Annotated in this window: 19 protein-coding genes; 11 read left to right on the top strand and 8 right to left on the bottom strand. The window is 62.8% G+C overall.

Annotation, left to right across the window (positions count from 1 at the left end; all coding sequences use genetic code 11):
• Positions 1-12: 12 nt before the first annotated feature.
• Both xylG and M0D65_RS10380 read left to right on the top strand, forming a co-directional pair.
• Positions 13-1,572: a D-xylose ABC transporter ATP-binding protein gene (xylG, locus tag M0D65_RS10385; protein WP_266252596.1), complete on the top strand. Its 1,560-nt coding sequence runs from the start codon at positions 13-15 to the stop codon at positions 1,570-1,572.
• Between the two features lie 5 nt (positions 1,573-1,577).
• Positions 1,578-2,777, top strand: coding sequence for a sugar ABC transporter permease (locus tag M0D65_RS10380; RefSeq protein ID WP_266252946.1), 1,200 nt, complete (start codon positions 1,578-1,580; stop codon positions 2,775-2,777).
• A 45-nt stretch (positions 2,778-2,822) separates the two neighbouring features.
• Here M0D65_RS10380 and M0D65_RS10375 read toward each other — a convergent pair whose 3' ends face one another.
• Positions 2,823-3,659 carry a hypothetical protein gene (locus M0D65_RS10375; protein ID WP_266252595.1) on the bottom strand — a complete coding sequence of 279 codons (837 nt, stop codon included), beginning with the start codon at positions 3,657-3,659 and terminating at the stop codon, positions 2,823-2,825.
• A gap of 625 nt (positions 3,660-4,284) precedes the next feature.
• On the opposite strand from M0D65_RS10375, the gene M0D65_RS10370 reads away from it, so the two are divergent.
• From M0D65_RS10370 to praB (M0D65_RS10355), 4 genes are all read left to right on the top strand, one after another.
• A complete protein-coding gene (locus tag M0D65_RS10370; protein WP_266252594.1) occupies positions 4,285-4,467 on the top strand; it encodes a hypothetical protein in 183 nt (60 codons plus the stop codon).
• Positions 4,468-4,699: 232 nt separating this feature from the next.
• Positions 4,700-5,179, top strand: coding sequence for an alkane oxidation protein activator PraB (praB, locus tag M0D65_RS10365; RefSeq protein WP_266252593.1), 480 nt, complete (start codon positions 4,700-4,702; stop codon positions 5,177-5,179).
• 66 nt (positions 5,180-5,245) lie between these two features.
• A complete protein-coding gene (gene praB / locus M0D65_RS33115) occupies positions 5,246-5,737 on the top strand; it encodes an alkane oxidation protein activator PraB (protein ID WP_367619331.1) in 492 nt (163 codons plus the stop codon).
• Positions 5,738-5,792: 55 nt separating this feature from the next.
• Positions 5,793-6,305 carry an alkane oxidation protein activator PraB gene (praB, locus tag M0D65_RS10355; RefSeq protein ID WP_266252591.1) on the top strand — a complete coding sequence of 171 codons (513 nt, stop codon included), beginning with the start codon at positions 5,793-5,795 and terminating at the stop codon, positions 6,303-6,305.
• 110 nt (positions 6,306-6,415) lie between these two features.
• On the opposite strand, the gene M0D65_RS10350 is transcribed toward praB (M0D65_RS10355), so the two are convergent.
• The 3 genes from M0D65_RS10350 to M0D65_RS10340 are packed head-to-tail and all read right to left on the bottom strand — an operon-like array spanning position 6,416 to position 10,654.
• Positions 6,416-7,885 carry an efflux transporter outer membrane subunit gene (locus tag M0D65_RS10350; RefSeq protein WP_266252590.1) on the bottom strand — a complete coding sequence of 490 codons (1,470 nt, stop codon included), beginning with the start codon at positions 7,883-7,885 and terminating at the stop codon, positions 6,416-6,418.
• A gap of 17 nt (positions 7,886-7,902) precedes the next feature.
• A complete protein-coding gene (locus M0D65_RS10345) occupies positions 7,903-9,495 on the bottom strand; it encodes an MDR family MFS transporter (RefSeq protein ID WP_266252945.1) in 1,593 nt (530 codons plus the stop codon).
• 16 nt (positions 9,496-9,511) lie between these two features.
• Positions 9,512-10,654, bottom strand: a complete 1,143-nt coding sequence (locus M0D65_RS10340) for an HlyD family secretion protein (protein WP_266252589.1) — start codon at positions 10,652-10,654, stop codon at positions 9,512-9,514.
• Between the two features lie 94 nt (positions 10,655-10,748).
• Between M0D65_RS10340 and M0D65_RS10335 the strand changes: the two genes are divergently transcribed.
• Positions 10,749-11,534, top strand: coding sequence for a CerR family C-terminal domain-containing protein (locus M0D65_RS10335; RefSeq protein WP_266252588.1), 786 nt, complete (start codon positions 10,749-10,751; stop codon positions 11,532-11,534).
• A 19-nt stretch (positions 11,535-11,553) separates the two neighbouring features.
• On the opposite strand, the gene M0D65_RS10330 is transcribed toward M0D65_RS10335, so the two are convergent.
• Positions 11,554-12,480, bottom strand: coding sequence for a LysR family transcriptional regulator (locus M0D65_RS10330; RefSeq protein WP_266252587.1), 927 nt, complete (start codon positions 12,478-12,480; stop codon positions 11,554-11,556).
• A 122-nt stretch (positions 12,481-12,602) separates the two neighbouring features.
• On the opposite strand from M0D65_RS10330, the gene M0D65_RS10325 reads away from it, so the two are divergent.
• The 3 genes from M0D65_RS10325 to M0D65_RS10315 are packed head-to-tail and all read left to right on the top strand — an operon-like array spanning position 12,603 to position 14,921.
• A complete protein-coding gene (locus M0D65_RS10325) occupies positions 12,603-13,499 on the top strand; it encodes an intradiol ring-cleavage dioxygenase (protein WP_266252586.1) in 897 nt (298 codons plus the stop codon).
• Positions 13,496-13,864: a Dabb family protein gene (locus M0D65_RS10320; RefSeq protein ID WP_266252585.1), complete on the top strand. Its 369-nt coding sequence runs from the start codon at positions 13,496-13,498 to the stop codon at positions 13,862-13,864. Before M0D65_RS10325 ends, M0D65_RS10320 begins: the two co-directional genes overlap by 4 nt.
• A complete protein-coding gene (locus M0D65_RS10315) occupies positions 13,851-14,921 on the top strand; it encodes a maleylacetate reductase (RefSeq protein WP_266252584.1) in 1,071 nt (356 codons plus the stop codon). Before M0D65_RS10320 ends, M0D65_RS10315 begins: the two co-directional genes overlap by 14 nt.
• 6 nt (positions 14,922-14,927) lie before the next feature.
• Here M0D65_RS10315 and M0D65_RS10310 read toward each other — a convergent pair whose 3' ends face one another.
• Positions 14,928-16,289: an MFS transporter gene (locus M0D65_RS10310; RefSeq protein ID WP_266252583.1), complete on the bottom strand. Its 1,362-nt coding sequence runs from the start codon at positions 16,287-16,289 to the stop codon at positions 14,928-14,930.
• An 8-nt stretch (positions 16,290-16,297) separates the two neighbouring features.
• The gene (locus tag M0D65_RS10305) at positions 16,298-17,269 is read right to left on the bottom strand and encodes an amidohydrolase family protein (protein WP_266252582.1); all 972 of its coding nucleotides are present in this window, start codon (positions 17,267-17,269) and stop codon (positions 16,298-16,300) included.
• A 170-nt stretch (positions 17,270-17,439) separates the two neighbouring features.
• On the opposite strand from M0D65_RS10305, the gene M0D65_RS10300 reads away from it, so the two are divergent.
• Positions 17,440-17,904 (top strand): MarR family winged helix-turn-helix transcriptional regulator, encoded by a 465-nt coding sequence (locus M0D65_RS10300; RefSeq protein WP_266252581.1) that lies wholly within the window; start codon positions 17,440-17,442, stop codon positions 17,902-17,904.
• Positions 17,905-17,964: 60 nt separating this feature from the next.
• Here the strand turns inward: M0D65_RS10300 and M0D65_RS10295 are convergent, their stop codons facing one another.
• Entirely contained in the window at positions 17,965-18,867 is a 903-nt protein-coding gene (locus M0D65_RS10295; RefSeq protein WP_266252580.1) for a LysR substrate-binding domain-containing protein, read from the bottom strand.
• Positions 18,868-18,964 lie beyond the last annotated feature (97 nt).

Here is an 18,964-nt window from a genome sequence, read left to right as displayed (position 1 = left end):
CGGGAACAGTGAATGGCGACTCCCTTGCTGGCGATGCATCGCATCGTCAAGACGTTCTCCGGCGTCAAGGCGCTGGACGGCATCGACCTGATCGTGATGCCCGGCGAATGCGTTGGCCTGTGCGGCGAGAACGGCGCCGGCAAATCGACGTTGATGAAAGTGCTGTCGGCTGTCTATCCGCACGGTACGTGGGACGGCGAGATTCTCTGGAAGGGCGTGCCGCTCGAAGCGCAGAACGTGCGCGACACCGAGCGCGCGGGCATCGTGATCATCCACCAGGAACTGATGCTGGTGCCCGAGTTGTCGGTGGCCGAAAACATCTTTCTCGGCAACGAGATCACCTTGCCCGGCGGCCGCATGAACTACGCGGCGATGTATCAGCGCGCCGACGAGCTGCTGCGTGGGCTCGGGATCGACGGGATCAACGTCGCGCAGCCTGTGATGAACTACGGCGGCGGCCACCAGCAACTGATCGAAATCGCGCGAGCACTCGCCAAAGAAGCGCAACTGCTGATTCTCGACGAGCCGTCGTCGTCGCTGACCGCGACCGAGACGCGCATCCTGCTCGATATCGTGCGCGACCTGAAGCGGCGCGGTGTCGCCTGCGTTTATATCTCGCACAAACTCGACGAAGTCGAGGCCGTCTGCGATACGGTCACGGTGATACGCGACGGCCGGCATGTCGCCACCGAACCGATGAGTACGCTCACCACCGAGCGGATCATCGCGCTGATGGTCGGCCGTGAAATCGCGAACCTGTTTCCGCGCGTCGAGCACGCGATCGGCGAGGTCGTGTTCGAAGCGCAGCATGTCACGGTGTTCGACGTGACAAACCCACGCCGCAAGCGCGTCGACGACGTGTCGTTCAACGTGCGGCGCGGCGAGATTCTCGGTGTGGCCGGCCTGGTCGGCGCGGGGCGGACCGAGTTGATGCAGGCGATTTTCGGCGCGTGGAACGGCGTGAGCCACGCGACGTTGCAGCTCGAAGGCAAGCCGCTGCGCGTGCGCACACCGTTCGATGCGATCCGCGCGGGCATCGCGATGGTGCCCGAAGATCGCAAGCGGCACGGCATCGTGCCGCAGCTCGGCGTCGGCTACAACATCACGCTCGCCGTACTCAACCGGTTCGCACACGCGGGCCGGATCGATTCGAGCGCGGAACTCGATACGATCCACGCGCAGATGAAACTGTTGTCTGTGCGCGCCGCGAACCCGATGCTGCCGATCGCGAGTCTGTCCGGCGGCAACCAGCAGAAGGCCGTGCTGACGAAGATGCTGCTCACCGATCCGAAGGTGCTGATTCTCGATGAGCCGACTCGCGGCGTCGATGTCGGCGCGAAGTACGAGATCTACAAACTGATTTTCCAGCTGGCGCAACGCGGCGTTGCCATCGTGATGGTGTCGTCGGAATTGCCCGAAGTGCTCGGCATCAGCGACCGCGTGCTCGTGATCGGAGCAGGGCAGTTGCGCGGCGATTTTCCGAACGACGGCCTCACGCAGGAAGCCATTCTCGCCGCCGCGCTGCAGTCCGCGCCGTCTTCCACCCATCCCACTTCAGCGAGTGCAGCATGAGCGGCATGATTCCCGACGCTACCTCCGGCGACGCGAAGCGAACGGTATCGAAACCGTCGTTCGACGTGGCTCAGCAGGCCCAGCAACTCTTCGCGCGCTACAAGATCCTCGCGCTGCTGATCGCAGTGGCCGCAATCTGGGCGTTCTTCTCGTTCCTGACGCAGGGCGCCTTCGTGACGCCGCGCAACCTGTCGAACCTGCTGCGTCAGATGTCGATTACCGGCATGCTCGCGTGCGGCATGGTGTTCGTGATCATCGCCGGCGAGATCGATCTGTCGGTCGGTTCGCTGCTAGGGCTGCTTGGCGGCGTCGCGGCGATTCTCGACGTGAACCGTAACTGGCCGCTTGCGGCAACCGTGCCGGCGGTGCTCGTACTCGGCGTGCTGGTCGGCATGTTCAGCGGCTGGTGGTCGACGTACCGGCGGGTGCCGTCGTTTATCGTCGGGCTCGGCGGCATGCTGGCGTTTCGCGGCGTGCTGCTCGGTCTGACCGGCGGCTCGACGATCGCGCCGGTGTCGGATGGGTTCGTGTTTATCGGCCAGGGCTATCTGCCGCGCGCAGCCGGCGATGTGCTCGCAGTCGTGCTGTTCGCGCTGATCGCGGTGCTGACGGTGTCGCAACGGCGCTCGCGGCAACGTTATCAGTTGCCGGTTGTGCCGCTGTGGCAGGACATCGTGAAGATTGTCGGCGCCGGCGCGATCCTGCTGGCGTTCGTCGCGACACTCGACCGGTACGGTGGCATTCCGGTGCCGGTGCTGTTGCTGCTCGCGCTGCTCGGCGTGTTCACGTACATCGCGACGCAGACCGTATTCGGTCGGCGTATTTACGCGGTCGGCTCGAATCTCGAGGCGACGCGGCTTTCCGGTATCAACACCAACCGCGTGAAGCTGGCGATCTTCGCGTTGATGGGCTTGATGTGCGCATTCGGCGGCATCGTCAATACGGCGCGACTCGCGGCCGGCTCGCCTTCGGCGGGCACCATGGGCGAGCTCGATGCGATCGCCGCGTGCTTTATCGGCGGCACGTCGATGCGCGGCGGCTCGGGTACCGTGCACGGCGCGCTGATCGGCGCGCTCGTGATGGCGAGTCTCGACAACGGCATGTCGATGCTCGACGTCGATGCTTACTGGCAGATGATCGTCAAAGGCAGCATCCTCGTGCTGGCGGTGTGGATCGACGTGGTGTCGGGGTCGAACCGGCGTTGAGTGCGGACGCGGCGCCTGAAGGTGAAGACAACGGCACGCGTTACGCTATGACGGCCACCCTAGCAATTTGCGAAGTGAGTCCGCGCGGCTGATCGCCGCCTGCTGCTCGTCGGTCTTGCCGATCAGATACTGGTTGACCTCCGAGGTCCCGGTCTTGAAGAGACTCACCTGCAACAGCGCCAGCGTGTTGCGCGTCAACTGCGCATCGGTGCAGGCTTTGGGCGAGGCGCACCACTGGCTGAGCAGCGCGAGCGCGCTTGCATTGCCGTGGGCCGCGAGTGTCAGCACGCGGTCGCCCAGCGTATCGCTGCCCGCAAGCGGGACGTTGAGCCATTCCGCGGGGTAGAGGTTCGCAAGCGCGAGTACGGCTGCGGGCTGGCCGGCTGCAGCGGCCTTGTGCAGCAGATCGTCGGCGTACTTCGCGTCGCGCAGGCGCGTATCGCTGCAGCGCAACGACTGCTCGTTCGCGCTCAGGGTGCCGCGCACGCAGGCATCCGCCCATGCTGCAGCTTCGAACAGACCCTCGGCATCGGCGCGATTCTCCAGCGCGCTGAAGTTCGGATAGGAAAACGCATGCTGCAGCGCATCGGCCATGGTGTCGCTCGCGATGCCGCCGGGCTGGAATGCGGCGTTGCTACGCGCAGCTTCCAGCCGCGCGAGCATATCGACAGGACTGCCTGCCGTAGGCCCTTGCGACACAGGTAGAGAAGGCGCAACCGGTGCGGCGGATTGGCCCGTCTCCACTGGCCGCGGCTGGGTTGTCGCACGCGTCACCGCCGCCACGATCCCGCTAGATTGCGCAGGCGCCAACCATGCCATCAAGCCTAGCGTCACTGCGATCGTCGCGACTCCGCAGGCGATCCATCCTAACCATCCCGACATCGATGTTGCAGTGCGTCTTTCAGCAATGTTTTTCCCGGCAGTGCTTTTTCCAGCGTTATGCAATAACGGCATGCATGCTCTCCGATTTAACTATCTGGCCAGACGCATTGACGACGGATTGTGCCAAACATGAAGCGGCGGGTGGCCGTTATTCACAATAACTCATATTGCATCGCGAGACGTATTGATGGCCGGGTTCGGCACGTGTGCCGATTAATTCGACTGTTTGAAACATTGCGGAGAACGAATCTGGACAATACCATCCACTGTCTGCACCGGTTTGGATCAAAGGCTCTATGTACACCCGGCGCCAGCGGGACTAATGTACGCCCAGCACAATTATCCGAATACAGGCCAGCGAGGACACGGTACAGATAACGTCCATAGCCACGAGGAACCACATTGCATAAGAGACGCGCACGCTTTCGGGTGTGCCGCGAGGGTATCGCTCGATCAAATGCAATGTGCATTTTACGTATGACCGGTCTCCCTTAACGATAAAAGGGAGTGGGAAGAGCGTTGCTTAACGGACCGGTTTGATCCGGAAACCGTTTAAGACACCGGCCGTAAATGCAAAACGAATAAAAATAGCGATATAGCTAATAATCGTTGAATGGAGACATGGATGGCAGATCACCTCAATGGACGCGAGCGCGTGTCGCACACGATGCCACCCATCGCGCAATCGAATCCCGGCTTCGTCGGCTTTGCAGCGACGCACCTGGCATCACGCAATTCCTCGATCCACGTTGTCGGCAATACGGGCGCGACGCCGCTCTTCGTCGCGCCCGCTTCGCTCGTGCAATAGACCTTCGTATCAGGCATGCGGTCCGACCGTCCGCGGTATCTACCCGATACCCGGCTGAACGGGCGACACCGGCGGCAGCGTGGTTACGAAGCGCGTTGCGCGGTCCGGTCAGCGGAAGTTTGGCAGTTCAGTAGTTCAGCAGGGCAGTGTTTCGAATAGCGGCGCCCCCGTGCATCGCTGTGCTGTGTTCATCCTCCGGCAACTCTGTTGCCACTAATAAGGAAGTTAAATCATGAAATCCTTGAAGATGCGTGTGTGCAGTGGTGCTGTTGTCGCGATGTGTGCTTTTTCGTCGGTGGCGTTTGCCGCGACGATCGCACCGGCAGGTGGTTCGTTCAGCGCGCCGGGCACGATCGTGGTGAGCAACCCGATCGCCGCGAATGTGTCTTGCAGCGTCACGCTGAGCGGCGTGGTCGCCTCGGATGGCTCGTATGCGCAGATCAATTCGGTGTCCGTGACAGGCCCGGGCCTCTGCGGCGTACCGCAGATCATCGGTCTGCCGTGGAAACTGGTTGCCACCAGCGCGACGGCTGGCAATGTTGCGAACGTGGGCTTCAGCGTGCTTGGTACGAACTGCGGTCCTTCGACGATCCAGGGCACCTGGAGCAATTCGACCGACACGCTGACCGCAACCAATCAGCCGCTTAGCGGCAATTGCACGATCAACAGCCTGTCGGTGAAGCCGAGCCCGGCCTTCACGGTTACGCCGTAATTTCGCAGTAACGGGGATCGGTCTGCGCCGTATCACTCGGCGCAGACCAACATAAGGACGGTAAAAATGAAATCGTTAAAGATGCGTGTGTGCAGCGGAGCCGTCGTTGTGATGTACGCGACTCTGTGCTCCACGGCGTTTGCGGCGACGATCGCGCCGGCAGGTACTTCATTTAGTGCGCCAGGCACGTTCGTACTTACCACGCCGAACATTGCAAACTTGAGTTGCGGAATGACATTGAGCGGCGTCGTCTCGTCCGACGGGTCGTACGCCCAGGTCAATTCGGCGGTCGTTACGCCCCACACCAGCCTCTGCGGCATAGTGCAGGTCAGCGGTCTGCCATGGAAGGTGGTTGCGACGAGCACCACGACCGTTAGCGTTGCGAACATGGGCTTTAACCTTGTTAGCCCCTTCAGCGGGTGCGCACCCTTAGCGATCAACGGTCGCTGGAACAATGCGACCGGCACGCTATCCGCGGTTAATCAGCCGCTTGGCGGCAACTGTACGCTCAATAGCCTCTCGGTCACCCCGGGTCCGACGTTAACGATTTCGCCGTAACAGGAATCGGTTTGTGCCGGGGCACACGGCGCAGACCGGCATAAGGAGGTAGACCATGAAATCGGTGAAGATGCGTGTGTTCGGTGGTGCCGTCGTCGCGATGTGCGCCGCCTTTTCTGCAGCGACGTTCGCTGCAACGATCGCGCCGGCAGGTGTTTCGTTTAGTGCGCCTGGCACGATCGTTTTTAGCACGCCGAATTTTGCGAACGTGAGCTGCGGAATTTCAATGAGCGGCGTGGTTGCATCGGATGGGTCGTATGCGCAGATCAATTCGGTGGCCGTGACAGGTGCTGGTCTATGCGGCCTGCCGCAGGTGCTCGGTCTACCGTGGAAGGTGGTTGCGAGCAGTCCCACTACTGTCAGCATTACGAACGTCGGCTTTAGCTTTCAACTTAGCGTTTTCGGTGAGTGTGGTCCTTCGACGATCAACGGCGGCTGGAACAATACGACCAACACGCTGTTCGCGAGGAATCAGCCGCTTGCTACGAGCAACCCGTCGAGTACAGGTCAATGCGAGCTCAACGCCCTGAGCGTCAACCCGAGTCCGGCCCTGACGGTTTCGCCGTAACGACTGTAGATCTGCGCCGGATAGCGCGGGCTGACCACCCGCCATGCCTGCTTCGCGCGACCGGATTCACCGGTTCGCGCGAACTTCATCCGCGTGATCGGCGAGCAACCTCACCCCTGCTGCACCCGCCACCCCAGCCCCAGACTCTTCTGCAGCGACACAAAATCCTTCAGCAATTCCGCCTGCCCAGCGACCACATTCTGTTGCGCCGTGAATTCCTCACGCTGCGTATCGAGCAGATCGATCAGGTTCGACACGCCGGCCGTGTAGCGTTGCCGCATCAACGTAGCCGAATGATCGGCGGATGTTTCCACCTTCTGTAACGTCACCACATGCTCGCGCTGGTGCCCGTAGCGCGACAGCGACGAATTCGCATCCTGCAGCGCGCCGAGCACGGCCTTCGTATAACGCGCCTCGGCCTCGTCGCGCGATGCTTCGGCAGCGTGCACGCTGCCAAGCGTACGACCGAAATCGAGCAGATTCCATTGCAGATACGGCACACCGACCCAACTGAAGTTACTCTTGCGCAGCAGATGCCCCGGATCGCCGGCACTGAACCCGAGATCGCCAAGCAGCGTGACCTTCGGGAAAAAGTCGGCGATGTGTTCGCCGATCTGCGCATTGCTCGACGCGAGCCTGCGCTCCGCCGCGCGAATATCGGGCCGCTGTTGCAGCAGCGATGCCGGGTCTCCAACCGCCACCGACTCAGGCATTACCGGCAGCGGTTGCGTGGCGGCCAGCTGCGCATCGAGCGCACCGGGCGCGCGGCCCGTCAGTACGGCGAGACGATCGAGCGAATCCGTCACCTGCGCGTCGAGCGGAATCAGCGTCGCGCGCGTGTTCTCGACCTGCGTGGTCAGACGTTCGATGTCGATGTCGGCAGCCGTGCCGCGGGCACGCCGTTGCTGCGTCAAGGTCAGCATGTGCTGTTCGACTTCTGCCTGGTGCTGCGCGAGCACGAGACGCTGTTGCTGGTCGCGTAGATCGACATAGGCGCTGGCGACTTCGGCCGCGAGCGAGACCTGCGTGTCGGCGAGGTCGGCGTCGGTGGCCTGCGCTTCTGTCGACGCAGCTTCGATCGCGCGTCGCGTGCCACCGAACAGATCGATCTCCCATGTCGCATCGAAGCCGGCCGTGTAGAACTGCAACGGTCCACCACCCGTCGACGAGCCCGCACCGCCTGGCGACTGCAACGCACTGAACGAACCAAGATCGGGCTCGCGTGTGCGCAGTGCGGCGGCATCGGCGGACACCTTCGGCAGTTCGTTCGCGCGCTGCTGTTGCAATTGCGCTCTCGATTCGCGCAGACGCGCCTGGGCGATATGCAGATCGGGGTTGTGAGCGAACGCCGCGTCGATCAAGTCGTTGAGCTGTGGGTCACCGAGTGCGAGCCACCACTGGTTCGGTGCGTGGGTGACGACGATGCCCGCGGCCGGCGCGCGCACGAACGTACCGCTGCTGGTCGAGTCGCTCGCGACGGACGGGGCGCCGCGATAGTCGGGGCCGACCGAGCAGGCCGTCAGCACCGCAACAGAAGCGAGCGCAGCAAGGGATAAAGCGGAAAGGCGGAAAGACATCATGGCGATCGTTTCAATTCTCAGTGGCCGGCGGACGGCGGCGGCACATTCCGGGGCGGCGTTCTCAGCAGCAGCGCGAGCGGAATGCACGCGAGCAGCGCGATACCGAGCAGGTAAAAGGTTTCCGAGTAGGTCATCACAACAGCCTGCTGCTGGATCTGCACGGCGATCTGCCCGAGCGCACGCATCTGCGAGTAAGCCATGTCGCCGGTGCGCGCGAACCAGCCGGCCGCGCTCGCAGCGATGTGGTTCTGTCCGAGCAGCGAGTTCGCGCTCAATGATTCGCGGATGACAGCGGTGTGGAACGTCGTGCGCCGATCGATAACCGTGCCGATGACCGCAAGGCCAATCGAGCCGCCCAGGTTGCGCGCCATGTTGTAGAGACCGGCGGCGTCACCGGAATCTTCGCGCGACACGGCGGCCATCGACGCCTGGTTCAGCGGCATCATCGCGAGCATCTGCGCGGTGCCGCGTATCAGCTGCGACCAGAGGAAGTCGTGGCCGACGCTCTGCGCGGTCAACCCGATGTCCAGCATGCAGCTGAATCCGAACAGCAGCAGCCCGCTGATCACGAGGATCCGGAAGTCGACCTTGCTGAGCAGCTTCGGCAGGACCGGCATCATCAGGAAGGCAGGCAGCCCCGATAGCAGCATGATCGCGCCGGACTGCTGTGCGTTGTAGCCGGCTACGATGCCGAGAAACTGCGGCACCAGATACGACACGCCGTAGAGCCCGGCACCGACCGCGGACACGATCACGATCACGCTCGCATAGCGCGGATTGCGCATCAGGCTCAGACGCATGATCGGTTTTTTCGCGGTGAGCTGCGACAGCGCGATCAGCACGAAGCCTGCGACCGTGAGCCACGTCAGCCCGACGATCACGCTCGATTCGAACCAGCGTTCGCGCTGACCTTCTTCGAGCACGACAGTGAGCGAACTCAAGCCGATTGCCAGGCCGACGATGCCGAGCCAGTCCGCCTTGAAGAACGCTTCCCAGTGTGGCCGGTCCGACGGCAGACCGACGATCAGCAGGGTCATCAACGCGAGACAGACCGGCAGGTTCAGGAAGAAGCACCAGCTCCAGCTGATGTTCTCGGCCAGCCATCCACCGACTACGGGGCCCAGCAACGGCCCAAGCAGCACGATCAACCCGAACATCGTCATACCGACCGGCAACTGCGACAACGGCAACCGCGTACGGATGATGGTCTGCGCCGTGGGAATCAGTGCGCCGCCGGTGAAGCCCTGGCCGATGCGGCCGGCGATCATCATCGGCAGGGTGTGCGACCAGCCGCACATCATCGAGAACGCGATGAAGAGCGCGGAGTTGGCGAGCAGGAAATTGCGCAGCCCGAACACGCGCGTGAGCCACGCGGCGAGCGGGATCATCACGATCTCGGACATCAGGTAGCCCGTCGAGATCCACGTGCCTTCGGTGCCGGTCGCACCAATTTCGCCCTGGATCTGCGGGAGTGCCGAGTTCGTGATCGAGATGTCGAGCGTCGCCATCAACGCACCGAGCGAGCCCGCGGCCACCGCGATCCAGTCGGTTACGCTCGCGCGCTCCGGAGCCGGTGGCGCCGCAGGTGCGGTTTGCGGTACGCCAGACATGGCGTTGGCAGTCGGTTCAGCCACGGTGATTCTCGGCTTCGATGCGCTGATCGCGTTCGCGCGCCGAGCGCGTGTCGACCTCGACGCTCACCGACAGCCCCGGCAGCAGCACGCTGCGGGTTTCCGGGCCGGTGTCGATACGGATGCGCACCGGCACGCGCTGGACGATCTTCGTGAAGTTGCCGGTGGCGTTTTCCGGCGGCAGCAGCGCGAACTGCGAACCCGTGCCCGGCGAAAAACTATCGACGACGCCGTGCAGCGTCTGGCCCGGCAGCGCATCGATATGCATCTCGACCGGCTGTCCCACGCGCATGTGGCCGATCTGCGTTTCCTTGAAGTTCGCTTCGAGGTAGGTGCTCTGCACCGGCACGACCGTCAGCATCCGCGTGCCGGGCTGAACATACTGGCCGACCCGCACCGAGCGATCGCCGATCTTGCCGCCGAGCACGCTGCGCACGATCGTGTTCTCGAGATCGAGGCGCGACTGCTGCGCGCTTGCCTGGGCGGCTTCGAGCTGGGCGCGGGCCTGCGCGAGTTGGGCGTTGGTGGAGGCGATCTGCGTGCGGGCCGCATCGACCGCCGCCGCGTTCGCGGTGAGCGTGGCGGCGGCCTGGTCGCGCGTGCTGGTCAGCTCGGCGAGGCGTTCGCTGGTTTCGGCGCCGGTTGCAACCAGTGGGGCGTAGCGCTGTACTTCGTCGCTGGCATGGCGGGCGCTGACGCGCGCCACCTGCTGCTGGGCCTGCGCCTGTTCGATATTGGCTTGCTGCTGTTTGATCTCGGCCTGGGCGCGCGCGATGTCGGCATTGCGCGCATCGACGGTGGCGAGGGCCTGGTCAAGCGCGACCTGGTATTGACGCGCATCGAGGTGTACGAGCGGATCGCCGGGTTTGACGACCTGGTTGTCAGCAACATAGACCTCAGTCACGTAACCGGCGACTTTCGGCGCAACCGTGACGCTGTCGGCTTGCAGATAGGCGTCGTCGGTGGTTTCGATGAAGCGGCCGACGGTCCACCAGCGCGCGAGCCAGACCGTGGCGACGATCAACGCGACGATTCCGAGGCCGATCAGCAGCGTGCGCCGCCCGGGGCGGCGGCTGGGCACGGCGGATGCGTCATCGATGGGCAGATTGCCCGGGGAGGTGCCTGCGGTGGTTGACATCGGTTTTCCAATTTTTTCCAGTTGGCATAATTATTCCAGTCGTTAAAATTGTGTCAAGTGATATATTTGTATCTGTCTGAAACGAGAGGGGTCTATGAACGACATCAAGAAGCTTCGTCGTCCGCAGGAGGGCGGGTACGCGCGAGGCGATGAGACGCGGCGCAGGATCATCGACGCGGCGGTCGATCTGTTCGGCGAGAAAGGTTTCGATGGCGCGTCGACCCGCGACATCGCCGCGCTCGCCGGCGTCAATGCACCGGCGCTGCAGTACTACTTCGAGAACAAGGAAGGCGTTTATCGCGCCTGTATCGAAGCGCTAGCCGACGACGCGTGGGAGATTTTCGGCCCCGCCATCGAGAACGCGCACGAAGTGCTGAGCAACGACGACGCGGATACCGACGAGCTCATCGAAGCGTTCATCCGCATCCAGGAAGCCACCGCGGACAGCATCTGCGTCAAGGCCACGGTGCCGGGCCGCCGCCTCTTTTTTGCGCGCGAGCAATCGGGATCGGAGCCCGCCAGCGCCACCGAAATCCTCATGAACCGGGTTCGCAAGCCGTTCAACGCCGCGGCCGCGGCGCTCGTTGCCCGCATCTCGGGCCGCGCGGTCGACGATCCGATCACGCTGATCCGCATGTTCAGTCTGCACGGGCAAATGGTGATCTTTCACGTCGCGCATCGTACGACGCTGACGTTGCTCAACTGGGAAACCTTCGACGCCGACAATGCCGCGGTCCTGAAGGCGACGGTCGCCGATCAGACCCGCATGTTGCTCAGGCAATGGAGCCTCGAGCGAGCGTTGCATGAAGGCGAGGCGAAGCGCAAACCGGCGGCAAAGCGGCGTGCCGGTAGTGCGGCGCGCAAGAAGACCGAGGCGTAACCGCGCGACCGGCTCACCGTCACCGGTTGGGCACGTCGGTCCATTTCCGCGCGAGGTCGAGCCGTTCGACCCGCTCGATCAACCCTTCGGTAAACACACGAATCTTCGCCGGCTGGTGCCGTCTGCTTTGATAGGCGAGATTGATCGTGAGGCGCGGCAGGTGCCAGTCCTCGAGCACCGGCACGAGGCGTCCGGCGACGATGTCGTCGTGCACGATATACAGCGGCTGGATCACGATGCCCATGCCCGCATAGCCGGCCGCGCAGATCACCTGGCCTTCGTTCGAATCGAGTGCGCTCGTGATCGGGACAGCGCGCGTCTCGGCGCCGCGCGTGAGGTGCAGCACGTACGGGTCCGCCGCCAGGTGATAGACGAGCATGCGGTGGCGGGCGAGATCGTCGGGGGTCTGCGGGCGGCCGTGTTTCGCCAGATAACCGGGCGACGCCGCCAGCACACGCCGCGTTTCCGCGAGCCGCCGCACCGTGATGCCCGAATCGCTTTCATGCTCGCGTGTGCGGATGGCGACGTCGATGCCGGCTTCGATAAAGTCCGGATACCGGTTGGCCGCCACGATCTGCACCGACAGTTGCGGATACTGCTGGCTGAATTCCGGCAGCCACGGCGCGATATGCATCATTGCGAACGAAACCGAACTCGTCACCCGCAGCGTGCCGCGCGGATTCATCGCGGTATCGCCGGCGGCCGCATCGGCTTCGGCCATTTCGGCTAGCAGCGCGCTGCAGCGCCGATGATATTCACGCCCCGCGTCGGTCAGCCAGAGCCGGCGCGTGGTCCGCTCGATCAGCCGCGCGCCGAGCCGGTCTTCGAGCGCGGCCAGGGTCCGGCTTGCCGCCGCGTTCGACATGTTGAGCTTTTCCGCCGCCTTCGACAGGCTGCCGGTTTCCGCGGTCAGGACAAAAAACTCGATCTGGGTCCATCGGTCCATACGCTTATTCTTCCGCCTGGTGGAAATATCATTTCACTATAGCGCGTTTTTTTCCAGGCGATCGGCGACTACTATCCGCATATAGCGCGGCTTGCGGCCGCGACAAACGGAGACGCCCCGCCATGCGCAACATCAGTGAAGACACGATTACCCAGGCGGTGCTCGCCTCGATGGATGGTTGCCGCGACGAGCGGCTGCACACCGTGATGACGAGCCTCGTCCAGCATCTGCATGCGTTTGCCCGCGAGGTGAAACTGACCGAAGCCGAGTGGTTTGCGGCGATCCAGTTCCTGACCGATACCGGTCATATCACCGACGACAAACGCCAGGAGTTCGTGCTGCTGTCCGACACGCTCGGCCTGTCGATGCTCGTCACGACGCAGAACAACCGCAAGCCGGCTGCCTGCACTGAAGCAACGGTGTTGGGGCCGTTTTTCGTGGACGGCGCGCCCACCTATGAGAACGGCGACGATCTGTCGAACGGGGCGCTTGGCGCACCATGTTTCGTGCGCGGCCATGTGCGCGGCGTGGACGGCGAACCGGTCGCGGGTGCGTCGCTCGATGTCTGGCAATCCGACGAAGACGGCTTTTACGACGTGCAGAAAACCTCGGCCGAAGTCGGCGAGATGGTGCATAGCGCGCGCGGCAAGCTGCACACACAGGCCGACGGCAGTTTCCATTTCCGCTCGATTCTCGCCGAAGCCTATCCGATCCCTCACGACGGTCCGGTCGGGCGCATGCTCGATGCGCTTGGGCGCCACCCATGGCGGCCCGCGCATCTGCACTTCTGGATCAAGGCGCCGGGCTACGAAACGCTGATTACCCACGTGTTCCGTCAGGGCGACCAGTACCTCGATTCGGATGCGGTGTTCGGCGTGCGCTCGACGCTGGTGGTCGAATGGGTGAAGCACGCGCCCGGCATCGCGCCCGACGGTACGTCGATGAGTGTGCCGTTCTATACGCTCGACTACGACTTCGTGCTGAATCCCGCTCCTGCTCCAGCTGGAGCGACCGTATGATCCGGCACATCGTCATGTGGCAGGTGCGCGGCGATACCGCGCAGGAAAAACGCATTTCGAGCGACCGCGTGAAAGAGGCTTTTGAAGGGCTACGCGGACGGATTCCAGGCATGCGTCATCTGGAAATCGGCATCGATTCCAGCACCGTCGATTACGCGTGCGACGTCGTGCTCGTCAGCGACTTCGAATCGCGCGAGGCGCTCGAGGCGTATGCGAACCATCCCGAGCATCTGCGCGTGAGGCAACAGCTCGGCGATGTGCGCACGGCGCGGCATCAGGTGGACTACGAGGTGAGTCAGCCGATCACATCATCGTTGGTGTCATCCGTGTCGCCCGCAGCGGAGGCAAGCGATGCCAACGCCTGATTTCGTCTACACGGCGCGTGCCGCACGTGTCGTGTTCGGTGCGGGAAGTCTGCAGCATCTGGAGCGCGAGGTACTGCAACTCGGTGCGATGCGCGCGCTGGTTCTCTGCACACCCGAACAGCGCTCGCTCGGCGAGGCGATCGCCGCGCGGCTCGGCACACGTGCCGCGGGCATCTTCGATCGAGCCGTGATGCACGTGCCGCTCGAACTCGCGATCGAGGCACGCGCCGTCGCCCAACAACTGAACGCAGACTGTGCGATCGCCGTAGGCGGCGGTTCGACGATCGGGCTTGGCAAGGCGATCGCGCTCGACTCCGGACTGCCGATTCTCGCCGTGCCGACCACCTACGCCGGCAGCGAGATGACGCCGATCTTCGGTTTGACCGAAGGTGGCCTGAAACGCACCGGCACCGATCTGCGCGTGCTGCCGAAAACCGTGATCTACGATCCCGAACTGACGTTGACACTGCCCGCGCCGATGTCGGTCACGAGCGGGATCAACGCGATTGCGCATGCGGCCGAAGGACTCTACTCACGCGATGCGAACCCGGTGATCAGCCTGATGGCCGAAGAGGGCATCGCCGCGCTGGCGCATGCGCTACCGAAGATCGTCGCGCAGCCACTCGATCTCGAAGCGCGTTCGGATGCGCTGTATGGGGCGTGGCTATGTGGTCACGTGCTCGGTAGCGTGGGGATGGCGCTGCATCACAAGCTGTGTCATACGCTGGGCGGTAGTTTCAATCTTCCACATGCGCAGACCCACACGATCGTATTGCCGCACGCGCTTGCCTATAACGCGGCGGCCGCACCGCACGCGATGTCACGTATTGCCCGCGCTGTCGGACACGACAACGCGGCAACCGGCATCTACGAACTGGCGCGCGCGAACGGCGCACCGGTTGCGCTCAAGGACATCGGCATGGAGGCCAGCGATCTGGATCGCGCGGCGCAGATTGCGAGCGCCAATCCCTACTGGAATCCGCGCGAAATCGACTACGCGTCGATTCGCGCGTTGCTGCAGGATGCGTTCGACGGCGCGCCGCCGCGGCAGGTCTGACAATCTTTATCGCTGCGCCGCGCGACTGAACAACCGGTCGCGCGCGAGTACGATCAACCCGGCGCATGACGCGAGCGCAGGTACTGCTGCAGCCAGAAATAGATGCGCCGACGACCAGTGCAATTCCATCAACGTGCCGGCAACGATCGGACCGACGATCGATCCCGCACGACCCACACCCAGACTCCAGCCCACGCCGGTTGCGCGCAGTGAAGTCGGATAGATCGAAGCCGAAAGCGTGTTGTTAGCCGGTTGCCCGCCGACGATACCAAAGCCGCTGATCGCGACGCACACGAGCGTCAACGCAAGCGACATCTGCGCAGTCTGTCCGATCGCAGCGATCGCGATGCCGGCGATCAGGTAGCAGGGCGCCAGCACACGGAAGAACCCCCAGCGGTCGATCAACGGTCCCATGACGATCGTGCCCACTACGCCACCGACCTGCAGGGTCGTGCCGATCACCGCAGCGTGCGCCACGTCGTAGCCGGCATCGGCGGCGATGGTCGGAAGCCAGTTCGCGAGGAAGAACAGATTCAGCAGATTCAGGAAATTCACGGCCCACAGCAGCAGCGTGACGCGTGCGCGGCCGGCTTCGAACAGCGCACGGACCGGTGTGCTGCCGGTCGTGCGTTCGTGCAAGAGATAACGGGTGCCAGGCGGACACGGGAGATCCGGTGCGATCTTGCGCAGCCACACACCGACGCGCTCGAGGCCGCGTTGCCGCAGCACGAGGAACTGCATCGACTCCGGCAGGAACGCAACCATTGCGGCGGCGATCACGAGCGGAATCGCGCCGCCCAGCAGAAAGACCGCCTGCCAGCCCGCGACAGGAATCAGCGCGGCCGAGAGCACACCGCCGAGCACGGCACCGCCGGTGAAACCGCAGGACACCCACATCATCAACGTTGCCCGTTTGCGCGCGGGGCTGTACTCGCTGACGAGCGCAATCGCGTTACCCATGATGCCGCCAAGCCCGAAGCCGGTGACGAGGCGCATCGTCAGTAACTGGGGCAGCGTCGTGGTGAAGGCGGTAGCGAGCATGCAGACGGCGAGGAACGCGGTCGAGCCGATCAGGACCGGCCGGCGCCCGACCCGGTCGGCGAGCGGCCCCAGCGCGAGCGAACCCAGCAGCATGCCGACGAGACTCGCGCCGAACACCGGCCCCATCGCCGCACGCGACACCCCCCACGCATGGATGATCGACGGTGCGACGAAACCCATCGCCTGCACGTCGAAGCCGTCCATCACGACCGATAGACCCACGAGTACCATCAGCCACACCTGGAAGCGACCGACCGGACGCGCGTCGACGATTGCCGCGATATCGATGGCGCCCGTGGAGCCGGCGCTTATGAGCTCTGCAGGCACGTGCTCTTTCATTGCAGACCAAACAGACGGACGGCATTGTCGCGGCCGATCTTGCGCCGGTCATTCTCGCTGATTTCGCAGTGATCGAACCAGCGCGCGGCATCTTCGTGTTTCTCGAACGGATAGTCGACCGAGTACATTACGCGGTCGCTGCCCACTTCGAGCAGCGTGGACAGCAGCGTCGGCGTGCGGAAATTGCCACTGGTGGTGATGTGCACGTTATTGCGCAGGTAATCGCCGATTTCGCGCTCGCACGGCATGCCGCGCCGGCCTTTGCGAAGGATGTGATCGATCCGCCAGACATTGAACGGGATCCCTTCGCCGAAGTGCCCAAGAATCATCTGTAAGTGCGGATGGCGGTCGAACAGCCCGCTCGACATCAGACGCAACGCGTGCACGCTCGTCTCGGCAGCGAAGGCCCAGGTCGGGCCGGTCAGCCACGGCCGTCCTTCGTAAATCGGCTCGCGCTCCGGCAACGGATCGCGCGGGTGCATGTAGAACGGTTTGTTCAGTGCCGCGGCGTGCTGCCAGAAGTCGGCGAAACGGGGCGCGTCGTAGTAGGCCACCGTGCGTTCGTCGCCGACCTGCGAGAAGCCGTTGACGAGAAAGCCGTGAAACCCGAGTTGCGTCACGCAGCGTTCGAGTTCGCGCGCAGCAGCGTCCGGGTCCTGCAGCGGTACCGCGGCGAAACCGCCGAAGCGCGTCGGATGACGGCTGATCTGTTCGGCAAGGATATCGTTGGCTTTCTGCGCGACGACGAGCGCCCTGTGCGGATCGGGGATGGCCTGCACGGCAGGCGAGTTCAGCGACAGGATCGAGAACGCCGTACCCCATTCGTCCATTTTTTCGAGTCGCTGCTGCTCGAAATCGAGCAGGTTCGCGCGCAGATGTGTCCATACCTCGGGACGTGCATAGACCTGCGAATCGCCGATGGTCAGGTCGATGGCAAAGTGTTCTTCCAGGGCGATTTTGTCTTTCATAGCGGCATGGTTGAAAAATCAAGTAATGGAACGTGCAGTCTATACTTGAATTTTCAATTAATCAAACGGGAACACCCTGGGTTGCGAGGACGGGAGTCCGGGTCTGGTTTCCGTGAGGTCGCCGAGGGTATACTTGAATCGGCAATCAAATCACGACGGGCACGGTGGACATGGCAAAGAAAAAGCAGACCTCGATCATGGTCGATCACGATCTGGAAGCGGCGATTCCCTACCTGGTGGCGAGGACCGGCAGCCGGATGGGCAACGCTTTTTCAAAGGCGCTCAAGCCCTATGGGTTGAGCCTGACGGAATGGCGTGTGTGCGCGTCGCTCGGGCATACGCCGCATCAGCGACTCTCCGAACTGGTCGTGCGGGCGTGTGTCGATATGTCGGCGCTGTCGCGCATCATCGATCGTCTGATCGAACAGGGGTTCGTGTGCCGCGAGCGCAGCGAAGAGGATGCGCGCGCGCTGCGGATTTCGCTGACGGAAGAAGGGGCGGCGCTCGCGCGCGAAATCGTGCCGCTTGCGCAGCACTATGAGGCGATTGCGCTGAACTGTTTCACGAAAGCAGAAGTGAAGGTGCTGCGCACATTGCTCGATCGTCTATACGAAAACACCGAAGTGCTGGTGTGACCGGGCGATGCGTCGTGGGCGAACGCAATGACTAACCCGAACCGGAAGAGCCGTGCCGATTCAATTGGGATCGTGTGCCGGTTCATTCGCTGTTTGCGCATGCAGCCACGTGATGAAAGCTCGCGCAATATCGGATAACGGGTACGAGGTCGGATAAACCACGTAGTAATCGAGACGTGCCTGAATGGCCGGACCGGGCAAGCGACGTAAAACGCCGTCTCGAATAGCATCGGATACGAGCCAGTTACGCCCCAGCGCAATTCCCTTGCGTTCTTCTACTGCACGCAATAATAGTGACGAGTCTTCGTAAGTGGTGCCGTGAAGAGCAGACGCGGGGTTGACTCCGGCTCGCTTGAACCAGCGCTCCCACTCGTCGTATGGGTTCAGCAATGGGTAACGGAGCATGTCATTCGGGCAGGAGGGTAAATCGTCATAACCCTCGACACCGGCAGACGATATAACGGGGAATAGCGTCTCGGTAGCCAGTTTTTCTGCCGCCAGCCCATCCCATTTCCCATTTCCGGTACGGATGCCCAATGGAATCTGTTTCTCGGAGAGATCGAGCGCAGCAATCGTAACGACCAGTTCTACAGTGATGCTCGGGTGGTGCGCATGAAAGTCCGCAATCCGTGCCATCAACCAGCGGTTCGCAAACGATGGAACCACGGTCACCCGAAGCCGACCCGGCGATGGCCGGGTTTCCTGGCGCAATTCATTGACGGCGTCGGAAATGAGTTGCAGCGCGCCTGACATCGCAAGCTGTAGGCGCTGCCCATGCTGGGTCAGCACGACACGCCGTCCGACCCGGGCAAAAAGCTTGATTCCCATTTCTTCTTCGAGCGCCTTTACCTGCCTCGTTACCGCGCCGTGTGTGAGAAACAGCGATTGCGCGGCTTCACGGAAACTCTGATACCGGGCTGCGGCTTCGAAGACCTGCAAATTTCTCAAAGAAGGTAGTCGCATAACTGGTTGGTGAGTTTAAATCACCATCACGTTAGCAAATTTTTCATCTTTACCAAAAATGTTTTTTGTTAATATTGGTTGTGCGTCGCACCAACCA

The organism is Paraburkholderia sp. CHISQ3, from assembly GCF_030464945.1.
Lineage (GTDB): Bacteria > Pseudomonadota > Gammaproteobacteria > Burkholderiales > Burkholderiaceae > Paraburkholderia > Paraburkholderia megapolitana.
This window is presented reverse-complemented; position numbering and strand designations above follow the sequence as displayed.